This is a genomic window from Gleimia coleocanis DSM 15436 (genome assembly GCF_000159015.1).
GTDB classification, from domain to species: domain Bacteria; phylum Actinomycetota; class Actinomycetes; order Actinomycetales; family Actinomycetaceae; genus Gleimia; species Gleimia coleocanis.
Genome location: NZ_DS999545.1, coordinates 152,897 through 171,503, shown reverse-complemented (window position 1 = coordinate 171,503; position 18,607 = coordinate 152,897). Strand labels below are relative to the sequence as shown.

Below are 18,607 nucleotides of genomic sequence, written 5' to 3'. Positions count from 1 at the left end.
GCAACCACGTACCCACAGTTACATTAAGCAAGTACTTATTCTTGAATGCCTAACTGGTCTAGGATGAATGCGGTTGATCGCGCGAATTCATCCCACTTCTTTGAGCGTCCAGAGCCACCGCCGTGACCGGCTACTTCTTCGATTAAACAGATAACTGGGTTGGCGTCTGTAACTTCTGAAACGTCACGTAGGCGCTGTACCCATTTGAGTGGTTCTACGTAGGAGACGCGAATATCGTTGAGGCTGGTTTGTGCAATCATCGTTGGGTATGTGGTTGCTTTAACATTTTCATACGGGGTGTATGCTCGCATTACCTGGTAGATTTCTGGATCTTCTAGGGGGTTTCCCCATTCATCCCATTCTCCTGTTGTGAGTGGTTTTGATGGATCCAGGATGGTAGTTAGGGCATCTACGAATGGTACGTGCGCGTCTACAACCCGGTAGAGTTCTGGCGCTTGGTTAGCGATCCCTCCCATGAGCAGTCCACCTGCGGAGCCACCTTGTGCTGCAAGGCGTCCGGAAGCTACCCAACCGCTGTCTACTAGCCAACGTGAAACGTCTACAAAGTCGTTGAAAGTGTTGGTTTTTACCGCGAACTTACCCTGTTCATACCAGTTTCGTCCCAGTTCCCCACCACCGCGAATATGCGCCATGGCGTAGACTAGCCCACGGTTCAGAAGAGTGATTCGGTTAATGGAGAACCATGGATCCATGCTGGCTTCGTAGGATCCGTAGCCATAAATTAACCCTGGGTTTGTCCTGTCTGCGCACAGGTCTTTACGGTAAACCATGGATACCGGTACTTTCACGCCGTCGCGTGCTTCTACCCATTCCAGGCGGGTTTCGTACTGTGTGGGGTCGAATCCTGGTACTTGTAGTTCTTTGATTACATTGATTTGACCGCCCTCGGAAGAATCCGAAGTGAGCACGTACTCTGCGGTAATAGGTGGTTGCGCGAAAGACTGTACTGTGAAGCGGAAGCTATTTGTGTCCCACTCTGGGTTTGAAGCTGGCTCAATGACGCGCACAGCTTGTGGCCATTCGATTGAGAAACTTTCGTTGTAGAGGGATTTCACAGCAGTTTCATCCAAAGGTACGTCTTCGCCTTGATATGCCTGAGAACGTACCCAGATGCGGATTGCGGTCTGCCCGTTAGCGCGCATAGCGAAGGCTGCAAATTTTTCAAATGCGTAGACTTCCAGCAGGCGTTCGCCTTCAACTAACGTCCAGTTCTCTACCCAAGTTTCTTCTGGGCATAGGGGTTGTTCTAAGGACGTACCTTCGAATTGTTCGATGGAAGGAGTTGGAACTATTGCTAGGGTTTCATCTTCGCTGACCAGGTTATGGTTAATGAGCAGGTGGTTTCCGGCGGGTTCTACGGAATAGCGCAGTCCTTCTTTAGGAGTGGTAAGTTGGCGTGGCGCACGACGCTTACCATCTGCTGGAAATAGCCATATGCGAGTACTCAGAGTCGCGTATGAGCCAATGATTACCCACTGGTTGTCGCGGGACTTGGAAACGTAGATTTCGAATTTTTCGTCTGGTTCTTCAAATACCAGTTCATCTTCCGCGGCATCGGTGCCGATGCGGTGTACCCAGATTTGGTGTGCACGCCAGACGTCGTCTACGCGGGTGTAGTAGAGGTCTTCTCCGACTACTGCCAGGGAGTATCCCACTTGTTTAACAGCGTCATCAATGATTTCTCCGGTTGCGAATTCCATTACACGCAGGTCGTAGAGTTCCCCACCGGTAGTGTCTTCACCCCAGATGAAACGGTTTCCTTCGACGTCGATTACCTGGTTGGCAACTGAGTAGAATTCTTGGCCTTCTGCACACTTAGCTTGGTCCAGAATGATTTCTTCATTTTCGTGGGTGGTTTCCGCATTGACTGTGGGTACGTCATTGCTTTTTACGCGGCATAGGCGTGGGTAGTCGATGCCTTCGAAGGTGCGGGTGAAGTACCAGTAGTTTCCGTGTTTTACGGGTGCGCTAACGTCGGTTTCTTTTGTGAGTGCGCGAATTTCGGCGACGATTTTTTCGCGAATTGGGTGGGTGTGGGCAATTTTTTCTTCTGCCCATTTATTTTCGAGGGCGACTAGTTCTTGTACGGTTGCGTGGTTGGGGTCTCCGTGTTTTGTGTCTAGCCAGTACCAGGGGTCATTTTCGGTGATTCCGTGGTGGGTGCGCAGGTGTTGTCCTTGTTCTGCGATGGGTCCGATTTTGGTGCTTTTGATTTCCACTTTTCCTCAGTTTCCTTGAGCACGTACCTTTATGTTTAAGAATATCAGTGGTGGGTACGTGCTTAGGTTTTCAGACAAAAGTTTGTGCCCGCAGCGATCAGCTACGGGCACAAATCTTTAAGTTAGTTTATTTTCACCAACCGGTTGGGGTCATCATTGCCTTGCGGCGCTTGTTGGTCTTTACCAACATTACGATGCCGACGATTGTGAGTACCAAGCCGATGAAGCCGATGAGCATGGAGATGCCTACACCTGCGAGGGTGTTACCTACTACGGAGTCAGTGATTGCGATTACTACGTCTTGGTCGGTGAGGTTGTCACAGACAATATCGTAGGTGCCTTCTGGAATGCCGTCGGTGGTGAAGCTACCGTCACTCTGGCGGTCGAGTTCAACTACGTTTTCACCGTCAGTGATTCCACAAATTGCTGCTTCAGCGTTTGGGCCAGTGACCTGTAGGTGTACTTGACCATTAGTTCCAACGGTTACAGTGTCGTTACCTAGACCGCCGATGCCTGAGAGTACGCCCACAAATACGGCGATTGGAGCGATGAAGAACATCATTACCAGGCCGATTACCAGCATGGCTACGGACTTACCGCGTCCTGGAAGCTTCTGTCCTGGTGCTGCACCTGGCATTGCCATGCTTCCCTGTGGGAACTGACCTGCCTGGGTGAACTGTCCGTTCTGTGGGTAGTTCGTTGCTGGTGCCTGTGGTGCTGGTGGTACCTGGGTTGCGTTTACACCCTGACCTGCGTATGGTGCCTGGCTGCTTGGGGTCTGCGCACCAGTCTGAGAGTATGCGCCGAACTGTGGCTGCATTGGGGCTGCAGGCTGAGGTGGTACAGCTGGTTGTGCTGGCATTGCAGGTGCTACTGGAGTGGTTGGTACCTGTGCTTCCGGCATCTGTGGAGTAGGTGGCATTGGTGGTACTGGCTGCGCAGGTACTTCTGGCTGGTTTTCGCCAGGTGCCATCTGGAATGGGTTCTGATCAGTCATGATTTTCCTTTTCAAATTGGGGATTATCTCTATAATACCGGTGTTTTCCCCAGTGAGCTAGTGAAATTAAGTGGCATTGGATGCAAACAAGTACCTTGGGTGGGAAATAAAAAATGATCGCGATGAACTCCCTGGGAGAGGAGGCTTCCATCGCGATCGATAACTTAAGTCTAACATAAACTAAACATTATGTTAAACCCATTTGTCGCAAAATTTTCATAGCATTCTCACGACTGATTGGAACTAGCTCATTTCCTGCAGAAACCGGGCGAATTCGTGTTCCTCGACGCAGGCTTGTAACATCTCCAGATGTTGAAGCAGCGAAAACTCGAGTACGTCGATCTTCCAATATTTCTAAACGTGCTTGTAATAGAGCATTCTCAGCACGCAAACGCGTTACCTCATCAGTAGCTTGTTCTAACTTTTCTTCAAGTGTCAGAATCCGCCGAATACCTTCCAGGTTGATTCCCTCATCCTGAGACAGGCGTTGCACTTCACGTAAGCGTGCGACATCACGAGCAGAGTAACGACGACCACGCCCCTTTGTTCGCGCTGGAATCACGATTCCCAGGCGATCATATTGACGCAGAGTTTGCGGGTGCATTCCCGCTAATTCCGCGGCTACTGAAATAACGTAAGTCGTCATTGCTCTCTCAAATCACTAAGCACGTACCTAATATCAGTTTAGTCAAGGGTAGCTTTAAAATCAGCCCGCGGATCCCAGTCTTTTGTGGCTTCCGCATAAGCTTCTAAAGCCGCAATAGCCTCTTTAGAATGCTTCTGCGGGGTGACAACATCTAGTTCAATAAACAAGTCACCGCGCTTACCTTTAACTTCCAACCCCTGTTTACGTACACGCAGGCGATTACCACTAACTGAACCAGCAGGAATCTTCACGGTAATCTGATCACCGCTCAACATCGGCACCGTGATTTTGGCACCCAAAACTGCTTCCGCCAAAGTGATAGGTAGCTTCATCTGCAGGGTTTGCCCAGAAATACTGAATACCGGATGCGGATCAACCATGATGGTGACTACCAGGTCACCAGCTGGACCACCGTTAGTGCCAGGGCGCCCCTTACCGCTTAAGCGGAGTTTCTTACCATCACTTACGCCGGATGGAATCCGCACGGTCATGTTTTTACCATCTACCGCCATTTTTACGGTGGCACCTTCAGCAGCTTCCCGGAATGACATTTTTACCGAGGTCGCAATATCTGAACCTTTCGTTGGAGTCCCGTAAGAACCTCCAAAACCACCCGTTGACCCGCCAAAACCTGGGTTGCCTCCGGCATTCATCCCGCCGAACATGGTGCCTAAGATATCTTCAAAGCTGCCAGTCCCAGTGGAGGCGCTTCCCCGCCGCCCTCCGGAAAAAGCGCCCAGAATATCTTCAAAACTTGCGCCTGAGAATCCTCCAGAAGCCCCGCCGAAGCCAGTACCACCAAATCCGGAACCACCGCGACCGCCGCCGAAACCTCCAAAGCCACCAAACCCGCCCGGCCCCATCGCGCGAATCGCATCATACTGTTTGCGTTGTTCTGCGTCAGAGAGCACAGTGTAGGCTTCACTGATGGCTTTAAAGCGTTCTTCCGCGGCCTTATCACCCGGATTTTGATCCGGATGATTAGCGCGCGCCAGCTTACGGTACGCCTTCTTAATGACGGAATCATCAGCGTCTTTAGAGACTCCTAAAACCTTATAGAAGTCTTTATCTAACCAGTCTTGACCGGCCATGTGTGTTCCTTAAAAAAATACTTAAACTACTGGGGGTTAGCGACAATAACCTTAGCTGGGCGTAACACCGTATCTCCCAGCTGGTAGCCGGACTGAACTACTTGCAGCACGGTTTCTACTTCAACCTCAGCTGGGGTTGCCATTACCGCTTCGTGGAACTGTGGGTCGAATGGGTCGCCAGCTACACCGAAACGCTTGAATGCGTAACGATTTTCTAAAACCTGTTCTAGTTTGGCAGCAATCGAAGCAAATGGTCCGTCAGTCAAGTCACCTGCCTGGCGGGCGGCTTCAATATCGTCGAGGACGCTCAGCATAGCCTCTACCACGTCGGCTTTACCCACTTGTTTTGCGCTTAACTGTTCAGTTTTTGAACGGCGTACGTAGTTGTTGTACTGCTGATCAAGGTTATAGTAGTCAGCGCGAGAACGAGCTAAATCGTCGTTAAGCTGCGCATTTTCCGCGCGCAAAGCTTCCAGCTCAGCTTCTGGAGTGAGTTCTGCTAGTTCAGGTACTTCAACGTCGGCTAGCTGGGCTTCCAAATGCGTTAAGTCTTCGTTGTTTTCTGCTGGTGCAGGGTTCTCTGCCGAGGTTACTGGTTCTTCAGGCAGGTTATTTTCTGGGGTGTTTTCCACGGTTACATCCTATTTTCTGTGTGATTGCACGTGTGGGGGCGGAGTAGTCCGCCCCCACACGTGCCTTTAACGATCAGTTTCTAAGCTGTTACTTAGATTCGTCTTCGTCGATGATTTCCGCGTCAATCACGTCGTCTTCAGACTGAGCGCCCTCGGAAGTATCACCTGCAGCTGCCTGCTGCGCCTGAGATGCTGCGTAAACTTCCTGGCCGATCTTCATGCCGGATTCGTTGAGCTTTTCCAAGCCAGCGCGAACTGCTGCCACGTCGGTACCTGCCAAGGCTTCCTTCAGAGCGTCAACGTCTGCCTTCACAGCGGTGGCGGTTTCGTCAGAAATCTTTTCAGCTTCGTCCTTAAGAACCTTTTCCATTGCGTAAACGGTCTGCTCTGCAGTGTTGCGCAGTTCAGCTTCTTCACGGCGCTGCTTGTCTTCTTCAGCGTGTGCTTCTGCTTCCTTAACCATGCGGTCGATTTCGTCCTTTGCCAGGCCGGATCCACCGGTGATGGTCATGGACTGTTCCTTGCCAGTACCCAGGTCCTTTGCGGATACGTGTACGATACCGTTTGCATCGATGTCGAAGGTAACTTCGATCTGTGGGATGCCGCGTGGTGCTGGGGCAATGCCGGACAGTTCGAAGGTGCCCAGTGGCTTGTTGTCGCGTGCGAACTCGCGTTCACCCTGGAATACCTGGATCAGTACGGATGGCTGGTTGTCTTCTGCGGTAGAGAAGATTTCAGTGGACTTAGTTGGAATCGCGGTGTTGCGGTCAATCAGCTTAGTCATGAAGCCACCCTTGGTTTCGATACCGAGGGACAGTGGGGTGACGTCAATCAAGAGAACGTCCTTACGGTCACCCTGGATAACGCCAGCCTGCAGAGCTGCACCCATTGCTACAACTTCATCTGGGTTAACGGACTTGGATGGTTCCTTACCGCCGGTCAGCTGCTTTACAACTTCGGTAACTGCTGGCATACGGGTGGAGCCACCAACCAGGATTACGTGGTCAATGTCGTTTACGGAAATGCCTGCGTCACGGATTACTGCATGGAATGGAGCCTTGGTACGTTCCAGCAGGTCGGCAGTCATTTCTTCGAACTTTGCGCGGGTGAGGGTTTCATCCAGGTGTACTGGGACGCCATCAACCATGGTTAGGTACTGCAGGGAGATGTTGGTGGAGGTGGAAGAGGAGAGTTCCTTCTTTGCCTGTTCTGCTGCGTCGCGCAGACGCTGCATTGCTACTGGGTCCTTAGACAGGTCGTTACCGGTCTTTGCCTTTACCTGGATTACCAGCCAGTTTACGATTGCGCGGTCCCAGTCGTCGCCGCCCAGGCGGTTGTCACCAGAGGTTGCACGTACTTCGATGGTGGAGAAGGTGGAATCATCTTCGGTGTCCTTGCCGATTTCGAGCAGGGATACGTCGAAGGTACCGCCACCCAGGTCGAATACCAGGATGAGTTCGTCTTCCTTACCCTTTGCCAGGCCGTATGCCAGTGCCGCTGCGGTTGGTTCGTTAACAATACGGGTTACGTTCAAACCGGCGATTGCACCTGCGTCCTTGGTTGCCTGACGTTCAGCGTCGTTGAAGTATGCAGGTACGGTGATTACTGCGTCGGTTACTGGTTCGCCCAGGTATTCTTCGGCGTCACGCTTTAGCTTGGAAAGGATGCGTGCAGAGATTTCTTCTGCGGTGTATTTTTTGTCGTCTACTGCCATGGTCCAGTCAGTGCCCATGTGGCGCTTTACGGACATGATGGTGCGGTCAACGTTAGTGACTGCCTGACGCTTTGCGATTTCGCCGACCAGGACTTCACCGGTCTTGGAGAATGCTACTACGGAAGGGGTGGTGCGCATACCTTCTGCGTTGGCGATGATGGTTGGTTCGCCACCTTCGAGGGTTGCGATTGCTGAGTTGGTGGTACCGAGGTCAATGCCTACTGCACGTCCCATTACTGTCCTCCTATTTTGGGGCATTTTCCGTTTTGCTCGTTATATTTCCGAGGGCGGATTATGAATGCCATTCTTGAGTCTATCCTGCTCAAGTTTTCGTACTTGAGCTTTACATACTCAAGTTTACGCAGTTTAGTTACGCTGTCAATTTATAAATCTAAAAGTTGAGCAGATTACGCTCAACTTTTATTTTCCGCCCTCGAAAACCCTAATATTCCAAGCAAAACTCCCCACCCCCAAAATAAATAAAGGTACGTGCTTGTGTTTTCGCGCAGAAAACCCACGCCAAAACACAAGCACGTACCCTCAACTAAAAATAGTTAATAACTAAATCAAGCCTGGAACACACGCCCCGTCAGCTTCTCAAAAGCCTCCACATAACGAGCCCGAGTCGCCTCCACAACCTCAGCAGGCAAAGCCGGCGGAGTAGACTGACGATCCCAACCAGCCCCATCAGAAACCAACCAGTCACGCACATACTGCTTATCAAAAGAAGGAGTCACCTGACCCTCAACCCACTGATCAGCCGGCCAGAAACGAGAAGAATCCGGAGTCAAAACCTCATCGCCCAAAATCAAACGACCATCAATATGCCCGAACTCAAACTTAGTATCAGCCAAAATAATGCCCCGCTCAGCAGCAATAGCCGCCGCCTTAGAATAAACCTCTAAAGTCGCTGCCCGCAAAGACTCAGCCACCTCAGGCCCAACCATTTCCACAACCCGCTCGAAGGAAACATTCTCATCATGCTCCCCCACCTCAGCCTTAGCCGCGGGAGTAAAAATCGGTTCCGGAAGCACAGAAGCCTCAGTTAAACCAGCTGGCAGGCTCACTCCACAAACTGACTGCGACTCACGGTACTCTTTCAGGCCTGAACCAGTCAGATAACCACGCGCCACACACTCAACCGGATACATAGACAGGCGACGACAAATCATAGCCCGACCCGCAACCACTTCAGGCACATCCAAAGAAACCACATGGTTCTCAACACCTAACTGCTCAAACCACCACGCAGAAAGCTGAGTCAGAATCTTACCCTTATCAGGAATCGGAGTATCCAACACATAGTCATAAGCAGAAATACGGTCCGACGCCACTACCAGCAGCAGGGAATCATCCTCGTCATTAACATACAAGTCACGGACCTTACCCTGAGAAACATGCGTCCAACCAGGCACCTCCACAACCGGATAAGGCCAAACACGTACCTTCGTTTCATTTGCGGAACAGTTGCAACCACAGGCCGGTTCAGGAACAGAGATTTCCCCATTAGCAGCCTTCAATGCAATATCAGCACGGAATTGAGCGCCCTCGAAAGCAATATCCGAAACCGCCGCATACGCCAACTCACGGGCAGCAACCAAATCATCCGCCTGCGCACACACAGTGAAAACACGCCCACCGGAAGTTTCCAAACCAGCAGGATACTCACCGCGAGCGCCCGCCACGACAATCTGCACGTCCTCACGGGCATCTGCCACGTCCACGCCACTAATCGCAGCACCCGTAGTAATCGCGCCCGGGTAACCAGGAGCCGCCATAACAACGCCGACGCCAACCTTGTGAGACCACTGCAAAACAGGTAAATCAGCTAAAGTACCGGTTGCCGCAGCGTAAAGCACGTCAGCCAATGGAGTTTCCAACAATGGCAGGACAATCTGGGTTTCAGGATCACCAAAACGCGCGTTGAACTCAATAACCTGCGTGCCCTTTGCCGTACAAACCAAACCACAGTAGAGCAAACCCACAAACGGAGTTCCGCGACGAGCCATTTCCGTAATTACCGGCTGCGCTACTTCAGCTACAACTTCAGCTACGAATCCGTCTGGAAGCCAAGGAAGCGGCGAATAAGCGCCCATACCACCCGTGTTTGACCCCTGGTCTCCAGCAAAAATACGCTTAAAGTCCTGCGCTGGTTGCAAAGGAACAACCGTCTTACCATCAGAAATGCAGAACAGGGAAACTTCTGGACCAGCCAAGTATTCTTCAAAAACAACTGCGCCACCATCAGCTTCCACACAGGCGTAAGCGTGCGCCAAAGCAGCATCAAAATCTTCAGTAACTACCACGCCTTTACCAGCTGCTAAGCCATCATTTTTAACTACATAGGGCGGGTTGAAAGACTTGATCGCGGCATCAACTTCTGCCTGGGTACGGCAGGTAATCGAGCCCGCAGTTTTCACTCCAGCAGCAGCCATGATTTCTTTAGCGAAAGACTTAGAACCTTCCAGCTGCGCAGCTGCCTGGTCTGGACCGAACACTGGAATACCCGCGGCGCGCACTGCATCGGCTACGCCCGCAATGAGAGGAGCTTCTGGACCAACTACCACCAGATCGACCTGGTTTTCCACAGCCCAAGCAGTAACTGCCTGAGGGTCAGTTTCCTTTAACGCAACATTTACTCCCAATGCTGCGGTTCCGGGATTGCCCGGTGCGCAGTAAAGTTCGTGGTTAACGTTTTTAGTGATTGCACGAGCCAGGGCGTGCTCCCGGCCTCCAGATCCAAGTAGCAGGATTTTCATGAGTGATCTTTCTGGGAACAGTCAGACAGTATGTTCCCTACCGTTGTGCCAGCGGGAACCAGTTTTATTGTCGCATTCTATGGTTTTCTTTTATATCCCTTCCCATTCCTTGGAATGTTTCTACCCGCAGGTACGTCATTGCATTTCATGCGCTCCCGCAGCTTTACAACATTCAGATACGTGCTTATCCTCAGGTTCTTTCTTATAGGTACGTGCTTAGAGTTTTCTCCGGTTTTTAAGCTATTCTGAGAGTGGTTTTCGAAAGGACGTACCTTGCTGACTTTTTCTACGTGGGTTGCTATCCTCACTGCATTCACCGTGGCAGTGATTTCCCCGGGACCTGATTTCCTCACCGTCTTACGCGCTTCCCTTAACTACGGTCGCAAAAATGGGTACGCCACCGCCGCTGGTATTGCTTTCGGCACCAGCCTGTGGATTATTGCCACCATGGCAGGATTAGCTACGCTACTAAACACGTACCCCGCATTAGGTACGTTCACGCGTTTAGGTGGGGCTGCCCTGCTGTTTTATTTTGGGTTACGCATCCTCTGGGGACTTTACCGCAGCGTGTATAACCCCGCGGGTTCAGCAGTGTCGGCAGGTGAAAGTGACCGCCCTCGAGAATCTGCAGATTCTGTTGCGCACCCTAATGGGAATTCCCGCATGCCTGCCTACCGATCCGCTTGGCTGGGCTTTGTCACTACTACCATAGGTAATCCGAAAGCTATTATTTTTTATTCCTCACTTTTTGCTTCCATGTTGCCTGCGCAGATTTATTTTTCCGAGGGCGCTATCTTGGGCCTTACCATGGTGACGATTTCTTTTAATTGGTTTGCCTTGGTAGCTACGGTTGCGTCAAACCCGAAATTTATTGCTGGGTATGAGCGGGTAAAACATCCTGTAGATACCTTACTTGGCGCGCTTTTTGTGGTTTTAGCTATTTTGTTAGTTGTGTGAATCCACAAAAATGTTAAAGGTACGTGCTTAGGTTTTCGCATTCGTTTTTCCTTGTGATTCCGGCGAAAACTCTAAGCACGTACCTTTGTTATTTTTTAGTATTTTTGTATGTATTGTGCGGTTTTTGACTGATCTGCCAGGTTCTTATCCGCATGCATTTGTGACACGGTGCCCGCGTATACAACTTGCCCGCCTTCATGGCCGGCTCCTGGCCCCAGGTCAATCACCCAGTCCGCATGAGCAACTACGTGCAGATTATGCTCTACGACAATCACGGTTTTACCAGAATCGACTAGTTGGTCCAGCAAAGCTAAAAGTTTACGCGTATCAGCCAGATGCAACCCAGTTGACGGTTCATCCAGCACGTAGATTCCACCTTTGTCAGCCATCTGGGATGCTAGTTTTAACCGCTGACGTTCACCCCCTGAAAGTGTGGTCAACGACTGCCCTAAGCTCAAGTATTCTAAACCCACGTCCACCAGTCGCTGTAAGACTTTAGAAACTGCCGGATTTTTTGCTTCTTTCGTGAAAAACTCTAAGGCTTCTTGGGCGGGCATTTCTAATACGTCGGCGATACTTTTACCTTCCAAATGGTATTGCAAGACGCTTTCGTCAAAACGTCGCCCGTCGCAGGATTCGCAGTGGTTTTCCACTGTTTGCATGAATCCTAAGTCCGTGTAGATTACTCCCGCACCTTTACATGTTTCACAGGCACCTTCTGAGTTTGCTGAAAATAGTGCGGGTTTTTGTCCGCTGGCTTTCGCGAAGGCTTTGCGGATTGGGTCAAACACCCCCGTGTAAGTAGCTGGGTTGGAACGTCGTGATCCTTTAATCGCACCTTGGTCAACCATGATTATTTCCGAGGGCGCTGCTCCCGAACTTACCAAAGCGCCGATTAGAGTACTCTTTCCAGAACCGGCTACACCCGTCACAGCTGTTAAAACCCCTAAAGGTACGTCAACGTCGATTCCACGCAGGTTATTCGCTGTAACCCCGCGTAATTCGATTTTTTCACTAAAGGTACGTGCTGAGGTTTTTACTTGTAAAGGCAGGGAAAGCACTTGGCTGGTGACTGATGTTTGCGCGCTGTCAGCCTTTCTTGGGTTTCCATTAGGCAAGGACGTACCCAGCGAAGTTTTTGCGTCGGATACTGCAAGCAACTCTGAGAACGTACCTGCAAACATGATTTCACCACCATGCTTACCAGCCCCAGGACCCATGTCGATAATATGGTCAGCAATCTCAATGACCTCAGGACGGTGTTCAATCACTAACACCGTATTCCCGGCGTCGCGTAACTGCAGCAGAACTCGTTTCATTCGTTCAATGTCATGTGGATGCAAGCCCGCGGTGGGTTCATCAAACACGTACGTCATGTCGGTTAACGCAGACCGCAAGTGTCTAATCATCTTTACTCGCTGTGCTTCACCACCGGAAAGGCTGGATGCAGAACGCGCTAAAGACAGGTATCCTAAGCCGATTTCCACAAAGGAAGACAGTTGCTCGGCAAGATTAGTTAAAAGTAATCCGCCCTCGGAAATAAGCGGAGCCTCAGCCGCAGCTAACGCGATTTCTCCTGCCAACAGTTGTTGCACCCAAGCTAATAAATCGGTTATTTCCAACACGTGTGCTTGAGCGATATTTAGTCCCGCAACTGTGACTGCGCGCGCTGCCGGATTCAAACGCGTACCTTCACATGCGGGACAGGGAGCGAAAGTAACTGCCGTTTCCACGAACTTCCGAATATGCGGTTGCAACCCCTCAATATCTTTGGAAAACATTGACTTTTGGAGCTTCGGAATCAGCCCTTCGTAAGTCATGTTGATGCTTTCGATCTTTACTTTTACAGGCTCGCCGTAAAGGAAGGTCTGCAGCTGTTCCGCGGTAAAAGTCTTAATTGGCTGGTCTGCGGGGAAGAATCCACTGGCAGAGTATAAGCGTACGGCCCAGCCGTCGGCGGTGTATCCCGGTACCGTGATTGCTCCGTCGTTGAGGGATAGTTCAACGTTAAATACTTTAGTTAGGTCAATGTCGTTGACAACGCCCAGTCCTTCGCAGTCGGCGCACATTCCACCATTTACTTCGTAGGTACGTTTTTCGGTTTTCGTATCTTTGCCTTTTTCGACTTTGATGGCGCCGCTGGCTTTGACGTTAGGTACGTTAAAGGAGAACGCGTTGGGGCTGCTCATTTTCAAAGCACGTACCTTGGTGTTGTTTTCTGCGACGACTCCGAATTTTGCCCAGATTAAACGCAGTAAGGTACTTACGTCGGTGACGGTTCCGACGGTGGATCTTGCGTTGGCGCCGAGTTTTTCTTGGCTGACAACAATGGCTGGGGTGAGTCCTCGCAGGTCATCGACGTGTGGGCGGTTGAGATTGCCCATAAATCCTTGAATGAAAGCGGGGTAGGTTTCGTTGATGAGGCGCTGTGATTCTGTGGCGATGGTGTCGAAAACTAATGAGCTTTTACCTGAGCCTGATACTCCGGTGAATACGGTGAGTTTTCGTTTCGGAATTTGTACTTCCAGGTTTTTGAGGTTGTTTTCTTGGGCGCCGATAACGTGAATGAAGTCGTGTGTGGGCAGCTCGGTTGGCATTTTTCTCTTCCTTAAAGGGCGTTTGGTGGGCTTTGTACCACGGCTGGTGTCTTTAGGATTTTCCGAGGGCGCGCCCGCATCAACTCACCATATCAAACAATCCACACTTTAGTATTAAGGTACGTGTTTGGGTTTTGAAAGGAATTTTCAATGTCTGTTGAACTTATTTCCCAGTGTTCTGATGAGCTGGTTGATGCAATGGCGCGTCTGCTGCCTCAGTTGTCTTCTTCTGGTAAGGCACTTTCTGTGGAAGAGACTGCTGCGCTGGTTGAGCAGGATTGTTTGAAACTGTTTGTTTTCCGCACTGATGACGGCGTAATTGAAGGCATGTTGTCTCTGATACTTTTCAAGATTCCTACTGGTCTGCGTGCGTGGATTGAGGATGTGGTGGTTTCTGAGGCTACGCGTGGTCAGGGTGCTGGCCAGAAGCTGGTTGAAGCGGCTACTTCTTACGCCACTGAGGTTGGTGCGCGCACGGTTGATTTAACTTCTCGTCCTACGCGTGAAGCTGCGAACCGTTTGTACCAGCGTTGTGGTTTCGTGAAGCGCGAAACGAATGTTTACCGTTTTTCCCACTGAAACAATTACGTATCTTTAAAAGCTAGATATTTCTATTGGTACGTGTTTAGGTTTTTAAATCCTAAACACGTACCTTTTTTCTTTATTTTCAGGCATTTCTTTAAGCACGTACCTGAGGGTTAGAGCGTAGAATAGTTACTATGAGCGACACTAATATTAATTCTGTAACCCCTGTAACTGATGCTCAGCGTGCACACGTTGCTGACTTTGCTGACTTCATTGTGAATTCTCCATCTTCTTACCATGCTGCGCAGGAGATTTCGCGTCGCCTCTTAGCTAAAGGCTTTACTGAGCTAAAGGAAGCCGATTCTTTCCCAGCTACTCCGGGTGGCTACTTCTTTGTCCGCGACGGCGCGGTAATGGCCTGGTTTATTCCACAGGCTATTGCATCCTCTTCTAAGACTGGCTTCCGTATTTTGGGTTGTCATACTGACTCCCCTGGTTTTAAGTTGAAGCCTTCTGGCTCTTCTTTCACTGCTGACGGCTGGGGGCAGATTGATGTGGAAATGTATGGCGGCTTGCTGCTGAATTCCTGGTTGGATCGCGAAATTGGTTTCGCCGGCCGTTTGGTTGATAAGCAGGGCAATACTCATTTAGTTCAAACTGGCCCAGTGGCTCGGGTTCCTCAGTTGGCGATTCATTTGGATCGTTCTGTTAATGCTGAGGGCGTTAAGCTTGATCCGCAGCAGCATATGCATCCGGTGTGGACTTTCCGTACTGAGGGCTCTGAGGCTCCTTGTATTCTGGACCATTTAGCTGGTTTAGCGGGGCTTGAAGATGCTACTGAGATTGCTGGTTTTGACGTGGTTTCTTACGCTACTGAGAAGCCTAATACTTTCGGTTTTGATCGTGAGTTCTTTGCTGCGGGTCGCCAGGATAATCTTTCTTCTGTGCATGCCGCTTTGTCCGCCCTTGAGAATTTTGTGGATTCGGAAGTTGCCAACGCAACCACTGATATTGCAGTTTTAGCGGCTTTTGATCATGAGGAAGTGGGTTCTTCAACTCGTTCTGGTGCGTCTGGTCCGATTTTGGAGTCTTTGTTGCGTCGTTTGGCTGCGGCTTTGGGTGCGGATGAGCAGGGTTATCACCAGATTTTGGATGCTTCTTCTTGTATTTCTGCTGATGCTGGTCATTTTGTGCATCCGAATTATGCTGGCCATCATGATCCGGCTACGCATCCGGTTCCGGGGCGTGGTCCGATGTTGAAGATTAATGCTAATCAGCGTTATGCGACTGATGCGGTGGGTACTGCTTTGTGGACTCGCGTGTGTGAGCGCGCGGGGATTCCACATCAGGAGTTTGTGTCTAATAATGCGATGCCTTGTGGTTCTACGATTGGTCCTTTGACTTCGACTCGTTTGGGTATTACGACTGTTGATGTTGGTTTGGGCTTGTTGAGCATGCATTCTGCGCGTGAGATGAGCTATGTTGCTGATCATGCTTTGTTGCGTGATGCGGTGGAGGCTTATTGGGAGGGCGCATGAGCGATTACTCTATTGATGAGTTCACTGCGGTTGTAGATCTTTTTAAAGCTTTGGCTTCGCGGAAGCGTTTGGAGATTTTGCGTATTTTGTTTGATTCGCCGAAGTGCGTGCATGAGATTTGTGAGTTGGTTGAGATTTCTCAGCCTTTGGCTTCTCAGCATTTGCGGGTGTTGCGTCAGGCGAAGATTATTGCGTTGGAGTCTCGGGGCCGTGAGAATATTTATTCGATTGCGGATGAGCATGTGCGTCATTTGGTGATTGATGCGATTGAGCATATGAGCGAGTAGTTTTATTCGTTTTTCGAGGGCGGATTTCGAAGGTTCCTTTCGGGATTCGCCCTCTATTTTTACAACTTTCATAAAATTACTTTTATATAACCCATTTTTTATATATACTGGTATCAGAGGCACACAACAGTGCCAACCAAATAAACAACTAGGAGAGGAAAAGAAAATGTCTGAGCACGCAACTCACGAACACGAACACCACCACGGCACGGAATGTGGTCACGTAGCTGTTGAACACGGCGACCACGTAGACTACCTACACGACGGACACGTACACCACGCACACGAAGATCACTACGACGAATGTGATTTCGCGGGCCACGTAGAATCCGAAGGTCACGCTGACCACACTCACGGCACTGACTGCGGTCACGAAGCTGTTGAACACGGCGACCACGTAGACTACCTACACGACGGACACCGTCACGCAGCACACGGTGACCACTACGACGAACACTGATTTCCGATTTAGAATCTAATATTTTGGGTATTGCAGATTATCTGCAATACCCAAAATAATGTTCAAAAACTAAAGACGTACCTTTAGATAAAAATTAGAGTAAGAAGAAAATCAGCGGTACCAACAGAATCTTCACCACAATCGAAGTGGTGAACAATGCCGCGTAAGCAGATTCAATACGCTCATCTGCAACCCGCGCAATTGCTTCTTGCAAAATCGCTGGCTGCCCCATAAAACCCGCTACCCCACCTGCCACACGAGGCGCAGAAAGTTTCATGAACTTACCGGCAATCGCCAGCGCCACAGTGCAAACCAGTACCGTAACTGTAGCTAATAAAGCCGCTTTCCACCCCAAAGAACTCAACACGATTTCTTTGAAGTCTGAGCCCGCTCCCAAACCTAAAGCCGATAGGAAGAACAGCAGCCCCAGCTGGCGGATAGTCAAGTTAGCGGCTTCCGGCAGGCTCCACACCAGCGGTCCAGTACGACGCAACGCCCCTAAAATCATGCCCATCACCAGTGGGCCAGCTGCTGCCCCTAAACTAAAAGAAACACCACCGGGAACCGGCAAGGTCACTAAGCCTAATAACATTCCCAGGACCAGCCCCAATCCCAGAGCCAGCGCATCAACTTCAGAGACCTTCCGCGAAGAATCCCCAAAGTATTCCGTCACCACATCCAGTTCCTTACTTGGAACCACGATGCCGATTCGATCCCCTGGTTGTAGTGCCAACTCATCTTTAGCAAGCAGATCTAAATCGCCACGACGCACGCGTGAAATCATTGCCCCGTATTTGCTTGGCAGGTTCAGCTCCGCAATAGTCTTTCCAGCCACATCTGGGTTTGAAACGGTAATGCGTTCAAAATCCACGTAACGCCGGTCATCTGCAAGGTGAACCGATGACAACGTACCCAGCTGTGAAATGACAGTGTTTACAGATTCCTCGTCGCCAACGACAGTCACCATATCGCCCTCGAGCAAATCTTCACCAGGCAACGCTACACGCGTCCAATCATTACGACGCAAGTAAGAAATACGCACAGACTGGTTCTTCCACAGCTCAATATCACGCATATTAACTGGGTTTTCCACCAGCGCAGTCAAAGCCACCAGCCCGGTGCCCGCCAGGGATGGAGTATCATTTTCTCCCGCCCAAGGACGCGCCACCACAATGGAAGCCGCAATAATGCCCACAACTACACCAAATGGGTACCCTACCGCGTAGCCTGCACCCGCTTGAGAACTCTTAGAAATATTAATTGCCGCATCCAATGCGGGAGCTGCCGTAAGCGACCCCGTGTAAAGACCGGTCGCCAGATTTTTAGGAATGTCCAAAACATAGGCGCCAATCACCGTCACAATCGCACCGATGATGCTAACTACTGCTCCGGCTACAATCAGGTTGGTTTGCTTACGAAGCTGAGTGATGAAAGTAGCCCCGGCAGAAACACCAACAGTGTAGACAAAAAGCGCCAAACCAATGGATTGCAACAGCCCCATGCCTTTACCTAATTCTGGGTACATTCCAGAGAGGAAAAGGCCTACGAATAACGCGCCGGCGGCACCAAACCGCAGGGGTCCAAGTTTAATCTGCCCGATAGCTGCCCCCACGGCAACTACCATGAAGAAGGTTAACAGGGGTTGGTGACTTAGTATTTCATGCACTATTTAAGATTAGTTCACTGGCGTTAAACATGGCGAAAAATGTGGCGTAAATACAATGACGTACCTGGGTTATGCGGGAGTCAGGCTAGAATTGATATATGACTGAAGCTGTACGGGTTGATACCTGGTTATGGAGTGTACGCCAAGTTAAATCTCGTTCGCGAGCTACGGCGGCTTGCCGAGCCGGCCATGTGAAAGTGAATGGCGTAACGGTAAAACCTTCGCAGAAGCTGGCGGTGGGTGACCTGGTGGCATACCGTTTTGAGGGTTTTGACCGAGTTTTAGAAGTAACTGAGTTAATTGCTAAACGCGTGGGCGCCCCACTGGCACAGCAGTGTTACGTTGATCATTCAGCACCGCGCCCGAAGTTTCATGACGTATTGGCTTTGCCGGTGCGTGAGCGCGGGTCGGGTCGACCAACGAAACGGGAGCGACGCGAGTTAGATAGTTTACGAGGGCGGGACACGAACGCTTTCCGTTTAAATTAAAACCCCCTGT

15 protein-coding genes and 1 pseudogene are annotated in these 18,607 nt (G+C 50.4%); 6 read left to right on the top strand and 10 right to left on the bottom strand.

What is annotated here, in order from left to right; translation table 11 throughout:
* Positions 1–35 precede the first annotated feature (35 nt).
* The 8 genes and pseudogenes from HMPREF0044_RS05630 to purD form a co-directional block, all read right to left on the bottom strand.
* Positions 36–2,240, bottom strand: a complete 2,205-nt coding sequence (locus tag HMPREF0044_RS05630) for a S9 family peptidase (RefSeq protein ID WP_006547160.1) — start codon at positions 2,238–2,240, stop codon at positions 36–38.
* Positions 2,241–2,373: 133 nt separating this feature from the next.
* Positions 2,374–3,237, bottom strand: coding sequence for a hypothetical protein (locus HMPREF0044_RS05625; protein ID WP_006547159.1), 864 nt, complete (start codon positions 3,235–3,237; stop codon positions 2,374–2,376).
* Positions 3,238–3,424: 187 nt separating this feature from the next.
* Positions 3,425–3,883, bottom strand: coding sequence for a heat shock protein transcriptional repressor HspR (locus HMPREF0044_RS05620; protein WP_006547158.1), 459 nt, complete (start codon positions 3,881–3,883; stop codon positions 3,425–3,427).
* Positions 3,884–3,921: 38 nt separating this feature from the next.
* The gene (locus HMPREF0044_RS05615) at positions 3,922–4,974 is read right to left on the bottom strand and encodes a DnaJ C-terminal domain-containing protein (RefSeq protein WP_006547157.1); all 1,053 of its coding nucleotides are present in this window, start codon (positions 4,972–4,974) and stop codon (positions 3,922–3,924) included.
* A 26-nt stretch (positions 4,975–5,000) separates the two neighbouring features.
* Positions 5,001–5,606: a nucleotide exchange factor GrpE gene (locus tag HMPREF0044_RS05610; RefSeq protein ID WP_006547156.1), complete on the bottom strand. Its 606-nt coding sequence runs from the start codon at positions 5,604–5,606 to the stop codon at positions 5,001–5,003.
* Between the two features lie 88 nt (positions 5,607–5,694).
* On the bottom strand, positions 5,695–7,554 hold the full coding sequence (dnaK, locus tag HMPREF0044_RS05605; RefSeq protein WP_006547155.1) for a molecular chaperone DnaK: 1,860 nt from the start codon (positions 7,552–7,554) through the stop codon (positions 5,695–5,697).
* A 332-nt stretch (positions 7,555–7,886) separates the two neighbouring features.
* Positions 7,887–8,741, bottom strand: a complete 855-nt coding sequence (locus tag HMPREF0044_RS08245; RefSeq protein ID WP_211205092.1) for a phosphoribosylaminoimidazolesuccinocarboxamide synthase — start codon at positions 8,739–8,741, stop codon at positions 7,887–7,889.
* A 99-nt stretch (positions 8,742–8,840) separates the two neighbouring features.
* Positions 8,841–10,079: pseudogene (purD, locus tag HMPREF0044_RS08240) on the bottom strand (phosphoribosylamine--glycine ligase); the annotation flags it as partial.
* Positions 10,080–10,352: 273 nt separating this feature from the next.
* On the opposite strand from purD, the gene HMPREF0044_RS05595 reads away from it, so the two are divergent.
* Positions 10,353–11,036, top strand: a complete 684-nt coding sequence (locus HMPREF0044_RS05595; protein WP_006547153.1) for a LysE family translocator — start codon at positions 10,353–10,355, stop codon at positions 11,034–11,036.
* 95 nt (positions 11,037–11,131) lie between these two features.
* Here HMPREF0044_RS05595 and HMPREF0044_RS05590 read toward each other — a convergent pair whose 3' ends face one another.
* Positions 11,132–13,633: an ATP-binding cassette domain-containing protein gene (locus HMPREF0044_RS05590; RefSeq protein WP_006547152.1), complete on the bottom strand. Its 2,502-nt coding sequence runs from the start codon at positions 13,631–13,633 to the stop codon at positions 11,132–11,134.
* Positions 13,634–13,783: 150 nt separating this feature from the next.
* On the opposite strand from HMPREF0044_RS05590, the gene HMPREF0044_RS05585 reads away from it, so the two are divergent.
* The 4 genes from HMPREF0044_RS05585 to HMPREF0044_RS05570 all read left to right on the top strand — a co-directional run bounded on the left by HMPREF0044_RS05585 (position 13,784) and on the right by HMPREF0044_RS05570 (position 16,443).
* Positions 13,784–14,212: a GNAT family N-acetyltransferase gene (locus HMPREF0044_RS05585; RefSeq protein WP_006547150.1), complete on the top strand. Its 429-nt coding sequence runs from the start codon at positions 13,784–13,786 to the stop codon at positions 14,210–14,212.
* Between the two features lie 140 nt (positions 14,213–14,352).
* Positions 14,353–15,696, top strand: a complete 1,344-nt coding sequence (locus HMPREF0044_RS05580) for a M18 family aminopeptidase (RefSeq protein ID WP_006547149.1) — start codon at positions 14,353–14,355, stop codon at positions 15,694–15,696.
* Positions 15,693–15,983: an ArsR/SmtB family transcription factor gene (locus HMPREF0044_RS05575; RefSeq protein ID WP_006547148.1), complete on the top strand. Its 291-nt coding sequence runs from the start codon at positions 15,693–15,695 to the stop codon at positions 15,981–15,983. Before HMPREF0044_RS05580 ends, HMPREF0044_RS05575 begins: the two co-directional genes overlap by 4 nt.
* Positions 15,984–16,149: 166 nt before the next feature.
* The gene (locus HMPREF0044_RS05570) at positions 16,150–16,443 is read left to right on the top strand and encodes a hypothetical protein (protein ID WP_006547147.1); all 294 of its coding nucleotides are present in this window, start codon (positions 16,150–16,152) and stop codon (positions 16,441–16,443) included.
* Positions 16,444–16,537: 94 nt separating this feature from the next.
* On the opposite strand, the gene HMPREF0044_RS05565 is transcribed toward HMPREF0044_RS05570, so the two are convergent.
* The gene (locus HMPREF0044_RS05565; protein ID WP_040313048.1) at positions 16,538–18,109 is read right to left on the bottom strand and encodes an aspartate:alanine exchanger family transporter; all 1,572 of its coding nucleotides are present in this window, start codon (positions 18,107–18,109) and stop codon (positions 16,538–16,540) included.
* A gap of 98 nt (positions 18,110–18,207) precedes the next feature.
* Here HMPREF0044_RS05565 and HMPREF0044_RS05560 point away from each other — a divergent pair, with 98 nt between their 5' ends.
* Positions 18,208–18,597, top strand: coding sequence for an RNA-binding S4 domain-containing protein (locus HMPREF0044_RS05560; RefSeq protein ID WP_006547145.1), 390 nt, complete (start codon positions 18,208–18,210; stop codon positions 18,595–18,597).
* Positions 18,598–18,607 lie beyond the last annotated feature (10 nt).